Origin of the sequence: Salinivibrio proteolyticus (assembly GCF_001996165.1) — a bacterium.
GTDB lineage: Bacteria > Pseudomonadota > Gammaproteobacteria > Enterobacterales > Vibrionaceae > Salinivibrio > Salinivibrio proteolyticus.
Genome location: NZ_MUFP01000017.1, coordinates 39,678 through 55,462 on the forward strand (window position 1 = coordinate 39,678; position 15,785 = coordinate 55,462).

Sequence of the window (15,785 nt, forward strand, 5' to 3'; positions counted from 1 at the left end):
GTGGTCACCCACTAACGGAGAGTAACTATGGCCGGCGCAAAAGAGATTCGTAATAAGATCGGAAGTGTGAAAAACACACAGAAGATCACTAAAGCGATGGAAATGGTGGCAGCCTCCAAAATGCGTAAAACGCAAGAAGCCATGGAGTCGTCACGTCCATACGCTGTCACTATGCGCAAAGTGATCGGTCATCTTGCACTGGGTAACTTGGAGTACCGCCATCCTTATTTGGAAGAGCGGGAAGCCAAGCGCGTTGGTTACATCATCATTTCTACAGACCGTGGGCTGTGTGGTGGCTTGAACATCAATATGTTCAAAAGCGCTATCAGTGACATGGAAAGCTGGACCCAAAAAGGGGCTGAGATTGATTTAGCCTTAGTGGGCGCTAAAGCGACAGCTTTCTTCAACAGCTACGGCGGTAATGTAGTGGCGCAAGTGTCTGGTCTGGGTGATACCCCAGCACTGGAAGACCTCATCGGTACCGTTGGGGTGATGCTGAAAAAATATGATGAAGGTGAGCTGGACCGCTTGTACTTGGTTTTCAATAAGTTTGAGAACACCATGGTGCAGACCCCAGTGATCGATCAATTGCTGCCTTTGCCAAAGTCAGACGACGAGGAAATGCAGCGCAGCCATGCTTGGGATTATATATATGAGCCTGAGCCAAAGCCGTTGCTCGATACCCTATTGGTCCGTTATGCGGAATCACAGGTGTATCAAGGTGTGGTTGAGAACCTCGCCAGTGAGCAAGCGGCACGTATGGTGGCGATGAAAGCTGCGACTGATAATGCAGGGAATCTGATTGATGATCTGCAATTGGTCTACAACAAAGCCCGTCAGGCTGCGATCACCCAAGAGCTGTCAGAAATTGTTTCTGGCGCAAGCGCGGTGTAAAGGCAAGGGTTAACGAACTAGTTTAGAGGAATAACGATGGCTACAGGTAAGATCGTTCAGATCATCGGTGCGGTAGTCGACGTAGAGTTTCCACAAGACGCAGTACCTCAGGTATATGATGCGTTGAATGTGAAACGTGAAGGCGAGCGTCTGGTGCTGGAAGTTCAGCAGCAGCTAGGTGGTGGCGTAGTCCGTGCCATTGCTATGGGCTCATCTGATGGTCTACGTCGTGGAATCGAAGTAGAAAATACAGGTAAATCAATCGAAGTCCCTGTGGGTGAAGAAACCCTCGGCCGTATCGTCAACGTGCTGGGTGATGCGATTGATGAGCGTGGCGATATCGGTGAGAAAGAGCGTTACTCTATCCACCGTGAAGCGCCAAGCTACGAAGAACAGTCAAGCGCGACTGAGCTTTTGGAAACGGGTGTAAAGGTTATCGACCTTATCTGTCCGTTTGCGAAAGGCGGTAAAATCGGTCTGTTTGGTGGTGCGGGTGTCGGTAAGACCGTTAACATGATGGAGCTTATCAACAACATCGCACTGCAACACTCAGGTCTGTCTGTATTCGCCGGTGTAGGTGAGCGTACTCGTGAGGGTAACGACTTCTACTACGAGATGCAGGAAGCGGGTGTTGTAAACATTGAGAAGCCCGAAGAGTCAAAAGTGGCCATGGTATATGGTCAGATGAACGAGCCACCAGGTAACCGCCTGCGTGTTGCACTGACCGGTTTGACCATGGCGGAAAAATTCCGTGATGACGGCCGTGACGTACTGCTGTTCATCGATAACATCTATCGTTATACCCTTGCCGGTACTGAAGTATCCGCCCTGTTGGGTCGTATGCCATCGGCAGTAGGTTATCAGCCAACACTGGCTGAAGAGATGGGTGTGCTGCAAGAGCGTATTACCTCAACCCGTACCGGGTCTATTACCTCGGTACAGGCGGTTTACGTGCCTGCGGATGACTTGACTGACCCGTCACCAGCAACCACGTTTGCTCACTTGGATGCAACCGTTGTTCTGTCACGTAACATCGCGTCTATGGGTATGTACCCAGCGATCGACCCATTGGACTCTACATCACGTATGTTGGACCCATTGGTGGTTGGTCAGGACCACTATGATGTGGCACGTGGCGTACAGTCTGTGCTTCAGCGCTATAAAGAGCTGAAAGACATCATTGCCATCCTGGGTATGGACGAGTTGTCTGAAGACGACAAACTGACTGTTGCACGTGCACGTAAGATTGAGCGTTTCTTGACTCAGCCTTACCACGTTGCAGAAGTCTTCACCGGCCAACCAGGTGTCTATGTTTCGCTGAAAGATACCATTGCAAGCTTCAAAGGCCTGCTCAGTGGTGAGTACGACGATATCCCAGAACAGGCATTCCTGTACTGCGGTAACATCGATGAAGTGCTCGAAAAAGCGAAAAACCTGTAAGGCTTGAGTAGGAGGCGATATGGCAGCGATAACCTTCCATCTGGATGTGGTCAGCGCAGAGCGACAATTGTTCTCTGGCCGTGCCGAGCACATTCAGGTGACCGGTAGCGAAGGTGAACTGGGTATTCACGCAGGACACACACCGCTGCTGACCGCTATCACGCCTGGTATGGTTCGCATCGTCAAACAAGGCGGTAGCGAAGAGATCATTTATCTTTCTGGCGGCACCCTTGAAGTACAGCCTGGCACAGTGACTGTGCTGGCTGATACAGCAATTCGGGGTGAAGAGCTAGACCAAGCCAAGGCAGAAGAAGCGAAGCGCCGCGCTGAGGAGCGAATCCACAATCAGCACGGTGACATCGACTTTGCTCAGGCGGCCAGTGACCTGGCTAAGGCGATTGCGAAGCTTCGAGTGATCGAGCTGACCAAACACAAGCGTTAATCAGGCGCTCACGGTGAAATAAAAGCGACGCGTTGGCGTCGCTTTTTTATTGCCTGTACGAGTGTACTTTTTCGGTGGCGATTCGCTCGCAAGCCAAAACGCGTTACACTAAGCGCAATATCATAGACAACTCATCTCTCTTATCACGGAAAGACTATGCAATACAGTGCAGTAATTCTTGCGGCCGGAAAAGGCACGCGTATGTATTCTAATACTCCCAAAGTGCTTCATACTCTCGCCGGTAAACCTATGGTGAAACATGTGATTGACACTTGCCAAGGGCTAGGCGCCGCGTCGATTCATCTGGTTTATGGTCATGGTGGCGACACCATGAAGCAGGTGCTTGCTGATAGCGATGTGAACTGGTGTTTGCAAGCAGAGCAATTGGGGACTGGTCATGCGGTACAGCAGGCGGCACCGCATTTTCGTGATGATGAGCAGGTTCTGGTGCTGTATGGCGACGTGCCTTTGATTTCAGAGCAAACCTTAACCCGTTTGCTCGAAGGACAGCCTGAGGGCGGGATTGGTCTATTAACGGTGCATCAAAACGATCCGACCGGTTATGGCCGTATTGTGCGTGAAAACGGGGAAGTGGTCGCGATTGTTGAGCAAAAAGATGCCACTGAAAGCCAGCTTGCCATCACTGAAATCAATACCGGTGTGCTGGTGGCGACTGGACGTGACTTGCGTCATTGGTTATCGCAGCTTGATAACAATAACGCGCAAGGCGAATTTTATCTCACTGACGTGATTGCGCTGGCCCATCAACAAGGCCGCACGATTCAAGCTGTGCACCCTGTGAATGCGATTGAAGTGGAAGGGGTGAATAATCGTCTACAACTTTCACGCCTTGAGCGGGAATATCAAAAAATGCAGGCTGAACAGTTATTGCTTAGTGGCGTGATGCTCATCGATCCTGCGCGTTTTGATTTGCGTGGCCAACTGCAATGTGGGCTGGATGTCACCATTGACGCCAACGTGATTATCGAAGGCAATGTCACCCTAGGGGATAACGTGACCATCGGCGCAGGCAGTGTGCTGATTGATTGTGAGATTGATGACAATACATTAGTGCGCCCGTACAGCGTCATTGAAGGGGCCAGCGTTGGGGAAGCGTGCACAGTCGGTCCGTTTACGCGGTTGCGTCCGGGTGCCGAACTGGCTCGCGATGCGCATGTCGGTAACTTTGTGGAAATGAAAAAGTCTCGCTTAGGGGAAGGGTCGAAAGCCAACCACCTGACTTATCTGGGTGATACAGAGGTGGGACGCGGCGTGAATATTGGTGCTGGGGTGATCACCTGCAATTACGATGGCGCCAATAAACATAAAACCGTGATTAAAGACAATGCCTTTATCGGCTCAGACTCTCAGCTGGTGGCACCTGTGGTGATTGGCGAAGGGGTGACCGTCGGAGCCGGTAGTACCATCAGCAAAGATGTCTCCGATGGTCAACTTATCATCACTCGCGCTAAACCAAGGACAATTGAGGCTTGGCAACGGCCGAAAAAACAGTAAAATCACTGTCTGTTGAGCGCGTATCAACGGCTTTTTCACGCAAGCGGCTAAAACTTGCGCGGTTGGTAAAATCAGGTGTTGACTCCCGATAAAAACCAGCCTAGTATACGCGCCTCAGTTGGGGTATCGCCAAGCGGTAAGGCAACGGGTTTTGATCCCGTCATTCCCAGGTTCGAATCCTGGTACCCCAGCCAACGCGTCCGTAGCTCAGCTGGATAGAGTACCTGGCTACGAACCAGGCGGTCGGAGGTTCGAATCCTCCCGGACGCGCCATCTTTCTTCAACTACCATGAAGTGAGATGAACAACTTGGAATGCGGAAGTGGCGGAATTGGTAGACGCACCAGATTTAGGTTCTGGCGCCGCAAGGTGTGAGAGTTCAAGTCTCTCCTTCCGCACCATTATTTGAAAGCATGTGGCGTAAAGCGGCATGACTAAGTTGGGGTATCGCCAAGCGGTAAGGCAACGGGTTTTGATCCCGTCATTCCCAGGTTCGAATCCTGGTACCCCAGCCACTTTAGGTTGGCTACGTAGCTCAGTTGGTTAGAGCACATCACTCATAATGATGGGGTCACAGGTTCGAATCCCGTCGTAGCCACCATTCTTTCCGATTTGTCGCCAAAAGCGGTAAATCACACCGGTTTGCGGCGGTGGCGGAATTGGTAGACGCGCTAGCTTCAGGTGCTAGTGTCCGAAAGGACGTGAGGGTTCAAGTCCCTCCCCCCGCACCAAGACAATTGGTACTCAGCCCGCCCGCTGAGCTATCATAAAAATATGCGGAAGTGGCGGAATTGGTAGACGCACCAGATTTAGGTTCTGGCGCCGCAAGGTGTGAGAGTTCAAGTCTCTCCTTCCGCACCATCTTAGAAGCCCATCAGCTGTTGCTGGTGGGCTTTTTTGTTATTTCTTGTTTATCCGCTTATTTCTCGTCACTTTTTGTGTTCTTTTCTTGATCTTTGATGTGTTTTCACTACCATAAGTTTCGAAACGAAAGTTGGTAGGTTACATGTCGAAACGAAACACGCAACAGCGTCGTCATACCATCGTTACCTTGCTTACCGAGCAGGGCAGCGTCAGCGTTGACGAACTCTCTCAACGCTTTGAAACGTCAGAAGTGACTATCCGTAAGGATCTTGCCGAGCTAGAAAAAAATGGCCTGTTGCTGCGCCGTTATGGCGGAGCGGTGCCTGTGCCGCAAGAAATGGTCTCGGAACAAGCCGTCAAAGTTTCGAAACAAAAGCAAAGCATCGCCGATGCCGCCGCTGCGCGCATTCGGGACCACAACCGTATTGTGGTCGACAGTGGCACGACCACCGCCGCTTTGATCCCTTTATTGGATAAAAAGCGTGGCCTGGTGGTGATGACTAACTCACTCCAGGTTGCCAATGCCATTCGTGAACTCGAACACGAGCCAACGCTGCTGATGACGGGCGGCACTTGGGATACCCATTCTGAATCGTTTCAAGGCCAAGTGGCTGAACAAACCTTACGTGCGTACGACTTTGACCAGCTTTTTGTGGGCGCTGACGGCATTGATGTGGCGCGCGGGACGACCACCTTTAACGAGATGACGGGCCTGACTCGGGTGATGGCGGAAGTCGCGCGAGAGGTGGTGGTGATGATCGAGTCTGAAAAAATTGGCCGTCGGATCCCTAACTTGGAGCTTGCGTGGTCCAGTATCGACACCTTGATCACTGATAATGCGTTGGATGAAGACACTCGGCGCGCGATAGAACAAACCGGCACAGACGTTATCTGTGTAGACAATGTATAAGGACTCACTATGTGTGGAATTGTAGGCGCTGTGGCGCAGCGTGATGTGGCAGAAATTCTGGTTGAAGGCTTACGTCGCTTAGAATATCGCGGATACGACTCAGCAGGGGTCGCCATTACCGATACAAAGAGCGGGCAGATGACGCGTTTACGCCGACTGGGTAAAGTGGCGGCGCTCTCGGACGCAGTGGCTGACGCCAACCCTGCTGGAGGCACAGGGATTGCGCACACGCGCTGGGCAACGCACGGTGAGCCAAGCGAAGCCAATGCGCACCCACACATGTCTGGCGATGATATTGCCATTGTGCATAACGGCATTATCGAAAATCACCACAGCTTGCGCGAACAATTGCAAGCGCGTGGTTATCAATTCCACTCCCAAACCGATACCGAAGTGATTGCTCACCTCGTTGATTGGGAGCGTCGTCAATGTGGCGATCTCCTCGCCGCTTTCCAGCGCACTGTCAGTCAGCTTGAAGGCGCGTATGGCACTGTGGTGATGGATAAAAACCAACCTGAGCGTTTGATTGCGGCTCGTTCAGGCAGCCCGTTGGTGATTGGCCTGGGTGTGGGAGAAAACTTTCTCGCCTCTGATCAGCTAGCGCTGCTCAATGTTACCCGTCGCTTTATCTACCTTGAAGAAGGCGATGTGGCAGATATTAGTCGTCGTGAAGTGGTGATTTACAACCAAGAAGGTACGCCGGTTGAGCGAGAGGTGCATGAAGCAAGCGCCCAGTACGACGCGGCGGACAAAGGCCAATATCGCCATTACATGCAAAAAGAGATTTACGAGCAACCGACTGCGCTTACCAATACCATGGAAGGGCGTTTGGGCAACGATCATGTGATTGTGGATGCGATTGGTAACGGTGCTAGCGATATTCTTGCTAAAGCGCAGCATATTCAAATCATTGCCTGTGGCACCTCCTATAATGCGGGCATGGTGGCGCGTTATTGGTTTGAATCGCTGGCAGGGATAAGCTGTGATGTGGAAATCGCGTCAGAGTTTCGCTATCGCCAGTTTGTCACCCGTCCGAACAGTGTACTGATCACCTTATCGCAGTCTGGTGAGACCGCAGATACGCTAGCAGCGCTGCGTTTGGCCAAAGAGCGTGGCTATATGGCCACCATGACCATCTGCAACGTGGCGGGCTCCTCGTTGGTACGTGAATCCGATCTGGCCTTTATGACGCGCGCGGGCGCAGAAATCGGTGTCGCATCGACCAAGGCGTTCACCACCCAGCTTTCTGCACTGCTGATGCTGGTCACCGCACTGGGTAAAATGCAGGGCACTATCGGATACGAAAAAGAGCGTGAGATTGTCGATGCCTTGCATCATCTGCCTTCAAGTATCGAGCAAGCCCTGACCTTTGATAAAGCCATTGAGCAACTTGCGGAAGACTTTGCTGACAAGCATCACTCACTGTTCTTAGGGCGTGGTGAGTTTTATCCGATTGCCGTAGAAGCTGCGCTAAAGCTAAAAGAAATCTCTTACATTCACGCTGAGGCCTATGCCGCTGGTGAGCTAAAGCACGGCCCACTGGCGCTGATTGATGCCGACATGCCAGTGATTGTTATTGCACCGAACAATGAGTTGTTGGAAAAGCTTAAATCCAATATCGAAGAAGTCCGTGCTCGTGGTGGTCAACTGTATGTGTTTGCCGATCAAGATGCCGGCTTTACACCGGAAGAGGGGATGAACATCATCGCCATGCCACACGTGGATGACATCATCGCCCCGGTGTTCTACACCATCCCGATGCAGCAATTGTCGTATCATGTGGCCTTGATTAAAGGCACGGACGTCGACCAACCTCGTAACCTTGCGAAAGCCGTTACTGTAGAGTAAGCCTGCCTAACATTCACCACGCTCTGACTAGGAGCGTGGTTGATCTTTTATCAATTACTGCCGTTTTGCTACAAAAATGCGATCTGCAGTGACACATTTTGCAAAATGCAAATCATTTTGCACTCAATCTCAGACATCCCGCCTGAAAATACAAACAGAACGCTGTTCTATACCATAAGCTTATGATTTTTATTGCTTTTAGTCCTGCCTAATAACTTGGCCTGCATTGTGCATAGTCGATGGACAAGTACCAACATTGATAAGTTGTAGAGAGGAAGCAATGATTGACTCTAAAAACCAAGTCGCTAAGCGCATCAAAGAAGCCCGTGAGTGGAAAGGGATCACTCAAGTAAAAATGGCCAAGCTACTCAATGTCGCACGCCAAACTTACTTGGATATCGAAAACGGTAAAACCGAACCGCGTGTGCGCATGTTGTCGAACATCGCTGAGCTGACTGAGCGTCCATTAGTGTGGTTTGTGTATGGCGATGAAGATGTCGAGATGCACGATGTGCAGTACAAGCAAGATGTGAACCGCTTGTTGGAGCACTTCTCTCGTTTACCGCATGAAGCACGTACGGCGATCTTGAACCAGAGCGTGAACATGGCCTCATTCTTGGTGAACTATTCTAAGGCCGCACAGCGTGCCTAAAGGCCTGCCTGCCTGATTAGATATGCGGGTAAGTGCCTGCTTACTGAGGTAGGCATCAGCAGCGTAGCATCACACTATCGATGACAGCGCCCATGATAGGCCCGCCGAGCCATGCATAATGCAAGGTCGGTGATGTGACGGGAGCCGATGTTTAAACGGCCCGGGTAACAGAGATGAGGCATGGACCATGGTGATTTCGACAGCGCGCATGGCGCAACGGATCCGTGAAGCACGGGAATTCAGTAAAATAACCCAAGTAGACATGGCGAAGCGTTTGAATGTGGCGCGCCAAACCTACTTGGATGTGGAGTCGGGAAAGACCGATCCTAAGATTCTCGCGCTCATCACGATTGCAGAGATCACTGGTCGCCCATTTAATTGGTTTATTTATGGTGAAACAGACGAGCGAGATATTGCCTTCTCTCACCGCGATGATTTAGCGGCATTGACCAGTCTGTTAAGCCAGTTGCCTCAAGTGGCGCGCCAAACGGTGATGGATAATGCCTTATCGATTGCCGAGTATCTGGTATCACTCTCGCCAGATAAGCGCGTCTAACCTCTGTTATCGGCCCGACATCCCCTGTCGGGCCTTTTTGTATTATTCGCTTAACGGCGAGAGAGAAAGAAGCGATAGGCTGGATTAGCCGTTTCGTCCTTCCACGCATAACCCAGTTCACGCAAATGGGCGGTAAACGCGAGTAAGTCCTGCTCGCCAAGTTCAAATCCACACAGCACACGGCCATAATCTGAACCATGGTTGCGGTAGTTGAATAAGCTAATGTTCCAGTGGGTGCCCAAGGTTTGCAAAAAGTGCAGTAATGCCCCGGGGTATTCCGGAAACTCAAAGCTATACAGGCGCTCGTTAAGCGGCACAGATGGTCGCCCACCAATCATGTAGCGTACGTGTACCTTGGCCATCTCATCGTCAGATAAGTCTTCGACCGGATAACCAGCTTGGCGCAAATCATGCAGAATACTGTCGAGCTCTTCTTGCCCGCCCAGTAAACGTACCCCAACAAAAATATTGGCCAATTGGTCGTCGCCATAGCGATAGTTAAATTCGGTAACCGCGCGGCCACCAAGAATATCGCAAAACTTTAAAAATGCACCGGTTTGCTCAGGGATGGTCACCGCCAGTAGGCCTTCACGTTTCTCCCCCAGTTCAGCACGCTCAGACACGTAGCGTAGTGAGTGGAAGTTGGTGTTGGCGCCCGACAGGACCGCCCCCAATTGCTTGTTTTGTAGTTGGTGCTTGTCGACATAATGCTTGAGACCAGCGAGTGCCAAGGCACCTGACGGTTCAGAGATCGCGCGCGTGTCTTCGAAAATATCTTGTACGGCAGCACAAATCGCATCACTGGAGACGGTAATACTGTCGTCTAGGTATTGCTGACACAGTCGAAATGATTCGTCACCAATCCGTTTAACCGCCACCCCATCGGCAAAAGTTCCCACCCGCTCTAAGGTGACGGGAAAGCCTGCATCCAAGGCGGCACGCAGACATGCGGAGTCTTCCGCCTCCACTCCGATCACCTTGATATTGGGCATAAGCTGCTTGATAAGCACCGCCACACCGGCAGCAATACCACCGCCGCCGACCGGGACAAAAATGTAATCAAGGTGGCTGTTTTGTTGCACCAGCTCCAGCCCGATCGTGCCTTGTCCGGCAATGACCTGCGGATGATCAAAAGGGGGCACAAAGGTATAGCCGTGTTGGTCGGCCAGCGCTTGTGCTTTGCTTTTCGCTTCATCAAAGTTATTGCCGTGTAGGACCACATTCCCCCCAAAGCCTTTAACGGCTTCAACTTTGATGGCGGGAGTGGTGCGGGGCATGACAATGGTGGCTTTGATACCCAGTTTACTGCCGGACAGGGCGACACCTTGGGCGTGGTTACCCGCTGATGCAGCGATCACCCCCGCTTTTTTCTGCGCCTCTGTCAGCTGCGCCATCATGTTATGCGCGCCGCGTAGCTTAAATGAGTGCACGGGCTGCCGGTCTTCACGTTTGAGCTGAACCTGATTACCTAAGCGTTCAGAGAGTCGCTTCATGGCCTGAAGTGGCGAGACAGTCGCCACTTCATAGACAGGCGCACGTAAAATATTCCTTAAGTAATCGGGGCCATCCATGGGGTGTTCGGGTGACGTTTGCGCCTGTTGCATGGTTATTCCTCCAACTTACTGCGATCGCGCACTGCACCCTTATCGGCACTGGTGGCGAGACTGGCATACGCTTTTAGCGCGTAGGAGACTTGGCGTTGGCGGTCTTTAGGCTTCCAACCGCGAGCGTTCACCTCAGCACGGCGGGTGGCGAGGGTGGCTTCATCCACCAGCAGGCTGATTTCGCGGCTAGGAATATCGATACGAATCCGATCGCCATCTTCGACTAAGGCGATGGTGCCGCCATTGGCTGCTTCGGGCGAAACATGGCCGATGGACAGCCCAGATGTCCCCCCAGAGAAACGACCATCGGTGAGTAGGGCACAGGATTTACCCAATCCCATCGATTTTAAGTAAGTGGTCGGATACAGCATTTCTTGCATACCTGGGCCACCTTTCGGGCCTTCATAGCGGATCACCACCACATCACCCGCTTTCACTTTGCCACCTAAAATGGCATCTACCGCGCTGTCTTGGCTTTCAAACACCACCGCGGGGCCTTCAAAGGTCAGTATGCTTTCATCCACCCCTGCGGTTTTGACGATGCAGCCGTTCAAGGCGATGTTGCCTTGTAGCACGGCAAGGCCGCCGTCTTGACTAAAGGCGTATTCATGGGCACGAATACACCCGGATTGGCGATCATCATCCAGGGTGTCCCAACGGCAACGTTGTGAGAACGCTTGGGTGGTGCGGATGCCTGCGGGGCCGGCGCGATAAAAAGACTTCACGTCCTCATCATCGGTTTGCATGATGTCATACCGAGCGAGCTGCTCCTCGAGGCTCATCCCCAGCACGGTTTGTTGTTTGACATTGAGCAGGTTCGCGCGCTGCAGCTCCCCAAGAATGCCCATCACCCCCCCAGCACGGTGCACATCTTCCATGTGATATTGCTGGGTTGACGGCGCGACTTTGCAAAGGTGAGGTACTTGGCGAGACATGCGATCGATGTCATCCATATCAAAATCAATCTCGCCTTCTTGCGCGGCGGCCAGTAGGTGTAAGACCGTATTGGTGGACCCACCCATAGCAATATCCAGCGCCATGGCATTTTCAAACGAGGCGCGATTGGCGATATTGCGTGGCAAGATGCTGTCATCGTCATGCTCGTAGTAGCGTTTGGTCAGACCCACAATGCGTTTGCCGGCGTTGATGAACAATTGCTCACGGTCGGCATGGGTGGCGAGCATAGAACCATTACCCGGCTGGCTCAGCCCCAGCGCTTCGGTCAAACAGTTCATCGAGTTGGCGGTAAACATACCAGAGCACGAGCCACAGGTTGGGCAGGCGGAGCGTTCGATTTGCTCGCTTTGCTCATCGGAGACGTCGGGATTGGCGCCTTGCATCATAGCATCGACCAAATCGAGCTTGAGGATTTGATCGGACAGTTTGGTTTTGCCCGCTTCCATCGGGCCGCCCGACACAAAGATCACCGGGATATTCAGGCGCATAGCGGCCATCAGCATACCCGGAGTGATCTTGTCGCAGTTGGAAATACACACCATGGCGTCGGCACAGTGCGCATTGACCATGTACTCCACGGAATCGGCAATGATCTCGCGAGAAGGCAACGAGTAGAGCATGCCGCCGTGACCCATAGCGATACCGTCATCGACCGCGATGGTATTGAACTCTTTGGCGATACCGCCGGCTTGCTCGATTTCTTTCGCCACCAGCTGGCCCATGTCTTTGAGATGGACATGACCGGGAACAAACTGGGTAAAGGAGTTCACCACGGCAATAATGGGTTTGCCAAAGTCGTCATCTTTGACGCCAGTGGCGCGCCATAACGCGCGCGCCCCTGCCATGTTGCGACCGTGGGTGGTAGTAGCGGAACGATAGGTTGGCATAATTACGGCTCCTTTGCCTTTATTCGCTGTGCTGAGGGTTAACGGGGTCAAGCCAGCCCCATTTGTCGTCGGTGGTGCCATCAAACAAGCCGAAAAAGGCTTGTTGTAACGCGGCGGTGATCGGGCCTCGTTGGCCTTCGCCGACCGTGATCTGATCGACGCTGCGTACGGGAACAATCTCGGCCGCGGTGCCAGTCATAAACACCTCATCGGCCAGATAAAGCGCTTCGCGTGCAATCGGCTCTTCGCGCACGGTGTAGCCCTGTTCTTTTGCAAGGGTGATGATCGAGTCACGGGTGATCCCTGGCAAAATCGCGCTGGTGGCAGGGGGGGTACTGATCACGCCATTTTTGATCACAAAGAGGTTTTCTCCCGCGCCTTCGGATAAAAAGCCACGTACATCCAGAGCAATCCCTTCGGCGTAACCATGGCGGCGAGCTTCGCCTCCTACCAGTAGGGAGGATAAATAGTTTCCGCCAGCTTTAGCGGCGGTGGGGATGGTGTTTGGGGCGGCGCGGTTCCAGCTTGAGATCATCGCATCCACGCCTTGGGCTAGTGCATCTTCACCGAGGTAGCTGCCCCAACTGAACGCGGCAATGATGACATCCATTTCTGTATCGACAGGCGGACAAACGCCTAAACCTACGTTACCCACAAAGCCTAACGGACGGATATACGCCGAGCGCAGTTGGTTAACGCGCAGGGTTTCGCGGCACCCTTCCATTAGGGCATCGACACTAAAGGGGATCGGGAAGCGGTAGATTTTGGCAGAGTCTTTTAAGCGCTGCATATGCTCACGATGGCGAAAGACCACCGGGCCGTTTGGGGTGTCGTAACAACGGATCCCCTCAAAGACGGAGGTACCATAATGCATCGCGTGAGTCAGTACGTGCACAGTGGCATCCTGCCAAGCGATCATTTCACCGTTAGACCAAATGTAATCAGCGGTATTTGTCGACATGTTATTTTCCTTTTTTATGCGCGTAGGGAATGTGATTGGGTTGAGGGTGTGAGTACCTCAACCACGTCCCATAGCTTAGTCAGTTGTGGTCGCAAGGTCTCGATCGCGCGTTGGCTTTCGACGGTCACGTCAAAGATTACCTCGCCCGCCGCTGTGGGCATGGAGACATTGAGCTGACGCACGGTAAAACCACGGTGACGGATCACGCGCAAGATGCGCTCCAATAATTCTGGGCTGTGGGTGGCGTGAATCGAAAATTGGTGTTGTGTCATCAGCTTTGCTCCATCATTTGTTGGTTGGCCGCACCGGGTGGCACCAGTGGCCAAACATTTTCCATTTCATCGATAGCAACGTGTAGCAGGTAAGGACCGGGATGGCCCATCATCATGGTCAGCCCAGCGTGTATTTCTTCTTTGCAGCGGATACGGTGTCCCGGAATATCAAAGGCGCGCGCCAAGGTGAGAAAATCAGGGTTGTCAGACAAATTGGTCTCGCTGTAGCGCTGATCAAAAAAGAGCTGTTGCCACTGGCGCACCATGCCTAAGCGTTGATTGTCGAGCAGGATGATTTTCACGCCGATGCCTCGGCGTTTTAAGGTACCAAGCTCTTGGATATTCATCATAAATGAGCCATCACCAGTCACCAGTACCACCTCATCGTGGGGGCGAGCGATCTTCGCACCCATCGCGGCGGGCAAACCAAACCCCATGGTGCCAAGTCCTGCCGAGGTCAATAGGTTTTCGGGCTCGCTAGGCGTCACATGCTGGGCGACCCACATTTGATGCTGACCGACATCGGTGGCGATCACGGTTTGCGCCGGCATGCTGTCTGACAAGGTTTTCAGTAGCGCGGGCGCATAAATGGCATCGCCGGGATGGTCGTAACGCCATGCGTGCTGCTGTTGCCAGTGGTGTACTTGCTCTCGCCATGCCGGTGAGGTGTTGGGCGTGGCGAGCTTGGGTAAGACGGTATTCAGCTCAGCGCAAACCGGCGCTTGTGCGCGGCGCAGCTTGTTTAATTCTGCGGCATCAATATCCACATGCACTACCTTTGCGTGAGGAGCAAAGGTATCGAGCTTCCCGGTGACGCGATCATCAAAACGGGCCCCGACGGCAATCAACAAATCACATTGCTGTACCGCAAGGTTGGCGGCTTTGGTGCCGTGCATACCCAACATGCCTAAATAGTGCGGATAGTCTTTGTTAACGGTGCCTAGCCCTTTAAGGGTACTGACAACGGGCATTTGACTGCGAATAAGATAATCGCGAAGCGCCGCTGTTGCTTTGCCTAGCACCACGCCACCACCGACATACAGCATAGGGCGCTCGCTTTTTTGGATCAGTGCATTGGCATGTTCGAGCGCGACAGCATCCAGAGGGATGCCAGTGGGCGCAGGCACTGAGGCTTCTCGGGGCGCAGGGATCAGCGCTTGTTGTACGTCTTTAGCAATATCGACTAACACAGGCCCCGGGCGGCCTGATTGTGCCACGACGAACGCCTTTTCGAGCGTGGCGGTAAGGTCTGCGGGGTCTGTGACCAAAAAGCTATGTTTGGTACAGGCCAAAGACAAACCTAAGACATCAATTTCTTGGAAAGCATCCGTGCCGATTAATGGGCTGGCCACTTGGCCTGTGATGGCGACCACCGGGACGGAGTCCATCATTGCATCGGCCAATCCGGTGATCAGATTCGTCGCGCCGGGGCCAGAGGTCGCTAGGCAGACGCCGGGACGCCCGCTAGCACGAGCATAACCGATGGCGGCCATGGCAGCGCCTTGTTCGTGGCGACATAAAATGTGTTCGACGCCGCCGTCGTATAGCGCATCATAGACTGGCATGATGGCGCCACCCGGATAACCAAATACCGTTTCAACGCCTTGCTTACGTAAGGCTTCCACAACCCATTGTGCACCTGTCATCGTCGCCCCTCCCCGAATGAACGGGGAGGGCAGGTGTGCGAATAGTCAGTGTCTGCGCTCTCCATTTTTGCTGCTTCCGTTTTTGTGTGGCTTGACCACATGAATGAAAAAAGCCCCCGAACCTGGTTGGGTGCGGGGGCTTGGTTGCGATGTTTGCTGCTGTGTTTCGCGTACCTACACCCCTCGCGGTAGAATGACCACGATAAGGCGAATAATGAGGACGGTAGCGAAGTTTGGCATTTGTCTGTCTTTTCTTGTCGTTAGTCGCCCATTGTTGGGCGTTTTGTTAATTATGTTTTTGTTTGCGCCTGCTTGTTACAGGTCAGTCACGAACTCGA

At 52.8% G+C, this 15,785-nt stretch carries 13 protein-coding genes and 7 tRNA genes; 15 read left to right on the forward strand and 5 right to left on the reverse strand.

Going from position 1 to position 15,785, the window contains the following annotated elements:
• Positions 1-27: 27 nt before the first annotated feature.
• The 15 genes from atpG to BZJ19_RS12900 all read left to right on the forward strand — a co-directional run bounded on the left by atpG (position 28) and on the right by BZJ19_RS12900 (position 9,120).
• Complete coding sequence (gene atpG / locus BZJ19_RS12830) at positions 28-894, forward strand: F0F1 ATP synthase subunit gamma (RefSeq protein ID WP_077663428.1); 867 nt, start codon at positions 28-30, stop codon at positions 892-894.
• A gap of 36 nt (positions 895-930) precedes the next feature.
• Positions 931-2,334 carry a F0F1 ATP synthase subunit beta gene (atpD, locus tag BZJ19_RS12835; protein ID WP_069590705.1) on the forward strand — a complete coding sequence of 468 codons (1,404 nt, stop codon included), beginning with the start codon at positions 931-933 and terminating at the stop codon, positions 2,332-2,334.
• Positions 2,335-2,353: 19 nt separating this feature from the next.
• On the forward strand, positions 2,354-2,776 hold the full coding sequence (locus BZJ19_RS12840; RefSeq protein WP_069590703.1) for a F0F1 ATP synthase subunit epsilon: 423 nt from the start codon (positions 2,354-2,356) through the stop codon (positions 2,774-2,776).
• A gap of 156 nt (positions 2,777-2,932) precedes the next feature.
• Entirely contained in the window at positions 2,933-4,291 is a 1,359-nt protein-coding gene (gene glmU / locus BZJ19_RS12845; protein ID WP_077675915.1) for a bifunctional UDP-N-acetylglucosamine diphosphorylase/glucosamine-1-phosphate N-acetyltransferase GlmU, read from the forward strand.
• 119 nt (positions 4,292-4,410) lie between these two features.
• Positions 4,411-4,485: transfer RNA gene (locus BZJ19_RS12850), tRNA-Gln, on the forward strand.
• Between the two features lie 2 nt (positions 4,486-4,487).
• Positions 4,488-4,564 (forward strand) — tRNA-Arg (locus tag BZJ19_RS12855).
• A 42-nt stretch (positions 4,565-4,606) separates the two neighbouring features.
• Positions 4,607-4,691, forward strand: a tRNA-Leu gene (locus tag BZJ19_RS12860).
• Between the two features lie 39 nt (positions 4,692-4,730).
• Positions 4,731-4,805, forward strand: a tRNA-Gln gene (locus BZJ19_RS12865).
• Between the two features lie 9 nt (positions 4,806-4,814).
• Positions 4,815-4,891, forward strand: a tRNA-Met gene (locus BZJ19_RS12870).
• A gap of 43 nt (positions 4,892-4,934) precedes the next feature.
• A tRNA-Leu gene (locus BZJ19_RS12875) sits at positions 4,935-5,021 on the forward strand.
• A 45-nt stretch (positions 5,022-5,066) separates the two neighbouring features.
• Positions 5,067-5,151, forward strand: a tRNA-Leu gene (locus BZJ19_RS12880).
• 145 nt (positions 5,152-5,296) lie between these two features.
• Entirely contained in the window at positions 5,297-6,064 is a 768-nt protein-coding gene (locus tag BZJ19_RS12885; RefSeq protein ID WP_069590699.1) for a DeoR/GlpR family DNA-binding transcription regulator, read from the forward strand.
• Positions 6,065-6,073: 9 nt separating this feature from the next.
• Entirely contained in the window at positions 6,074-7,912 is a 1,839-nt protein-coding gene (gene glmS / locus BZJ19_RS12890) for a glutamine--fructose-6-phosphate transaminase (isomerizing) (protein WP_069590698.1), read from the forward strand.
• A gap of 280 nt (positions 7,913-8,192) precedes the next feature.
• Positions 8,193-8,564, forward strand: a complete 372-nt coding sequence (locus BZJ19_RS12895) for a helix-turn-helix transcriptional regulator (RefSeq protein ID WP_069588077.1) — start codon at positions 8,193-8,195, stop codon at positions 8,562-8,564.
• Between the two features lie 187 nt (positions 8,565-8,751).
• Positions 8,752-9,120 (forward strand): helix-turn-helix domain-containing protein, encoded by a 369-nt coding sequence (locus BZJ19_RS12900; protein ID WP_077456654.1) that lies wholly within the window; start codon positions 8,752-8,754, stop codon positions 9,118-9,120.
• A 50-nt stretch (positions 9,121-9,170) separates the two neighbouring features.
• On the opposite strand, the gene ilvA is transcribed toward BZJ19_RS12900, so the two are convergent.
• Genes ilvA through ilvG form a run of 5 tightly spaced genes read right to left on the reverse strand, consistent with a single transcriptional unit; the run spans position 9,171 to position 15,447 of the window.
• On the reverse strand, positions 9,171-10,724 hold the full coding sequence (ilvA, locus tag BZJ19_RS12905; protein WP_077675916.1) for a threonine ammonia-lyase, biosynthetic: 1,554 nt from the start codon (positions 10,722-10,724) through the stop codon (positions 9,171-9,173).
• 2 nt (positions 10,725-10,726) lie between these two features.
• A complete protein-coding gene (ilvD, locus tag BZJ19_RS12910) occupies positions 10,727-12,568 on the reverse strand; it encodes a dihydroxy-acid dehydratase (protein ID WP_077675917.1) in 1,842 nt (613 codons plus the stop codon).
• Between the two features lie 19 nt (positions 12,569-12,587).
• Positions 12,588-13,529 (reverse strand): branched-chain-amino-acid transaminase, encoded by a 942-nt coding sequence (gene ilvE, locus BZJ19_RS12915; RefSeq protein WP_069588071.1) that lies wholly within the window; start codon positions 13,527-13,529, stop codon positions 12,588-12,590.
• Positions 13,530-13,543: 14 nt separating this feature from the next.
• The gene (ilvM, locus tag BZJ19_RS12920; protein ID WP_069588069.1) at positions 13,544-13,801 is read right to left on the reverse strand and encodes an acetolactate synthase 2 small subunit; all 258 of its coding nucleotides are present in this window, start codon (positions 13,799-13,801) and stop codon (positions 13,544-13,546) included.
• On the reverse strand, positions 13,801-15,447 hold the full coding sequence (gene ilvG, locus BZJ19_RS12925) for an acetolactate synthase 2 catalytic subunit (protein ID WP_077675918.1): 1,647 nt from the start codon (positions 15,445-15,447) through the stop codon (positions 13,801-13,803). The genes ilvM and ilvG overlap by 1 nt, the downstream gene beginning before the upstream one ends.
• Positions 15,448-15,785 lie beyond the last annotated feature (338 nt).

Bases quoted from the DNA above. Each gene is read 5' to 3' on its own strand.
- atpG (WP_077663428.1), top strand. From the start codon at position 28: ATGGCCGGCGCAAAAGAGATTCGTAATAAGATCGGAAGTGTGAAAAAC.
- atpD (WP_069590705.1), top strand. From the start codon at position 931: ATGGCTACAGGTAAGATCGTTCAGATCATCGGTGCGGTAGTCGACGTA.
- BZJ19_RS12840 (WP_069590703.1), top strand. From the start codon at position 2,354: ATGGCAGCGATAACCTTCCATCTGGATGTGGTCAGCGCAGAGCGACAA.
- glmU (WP_077675915.1), top strand. From the start codon at position 2,933: ATGCAATACAGTGCAGTAATTCTTGCGGCCGGAAAAGGCACGCGTATG.
- BZJ19_RS12885 (WP_069590699.1), top strand. From the start codon at position 5,297: ATGTCGAAACGAAACACGCAACAGCGTCGTCATACCATCGTTACCTTG.
- glmS (WP_069590698.1), top strand. From the start codon at position 6,074: ATGTGTGGAATTGTAGGCGCTGTGGCGCAGCGTGATGTGGCAGAAATT.
- BZJ19_RS12895 (WP_069588077.1), top strand. From the start codon at position 8,193: ATGATTGACTCTAAAAACCAAGTCGCTAAGCGCATCAAAGAAGCCCGT.
- BZJ19_RS12900 (WP_077456654.1), top strand. From the start codon at position 8,752: ATGGTGATTTCGACAGCGCGCATGGCGCAACGGATCCGTGAAGCACGG.
- ilvA (WP_077675916.1), bottom strand. From the start codon at position 10,724: ATGCAACAGGCGCAAACGTCACCCGAACACCCCATGGATGGCCCCGAT.
- ilvD (WP_077675917.1), bottom strand. From the start codon at position 12,568: ATGCCAACCTATCGTTCCGCTACTACCACCCACGGTCGCAACATGGCA.
- ilvE (WP_069588071.1), bottom strand. From the start codon at position 13,529: ATGTCGACAAATACCGCTGATTACATTTGGTCTAACGGTGAAATGATC.
- ilvM (WP_069588069.1), bottom strand. From the start codon at position 13,801: ATGACACAACACCAATTTTCGATTCACGCCACCCACAGCCCAGAATTA.
- ilvG (WP_077675918.1), bottom strand. From the start codon at position 15,447: ATGACAGGTGCACAATGGGTTGTGGAAGCCTTACGTAAGCAAGGCGTT.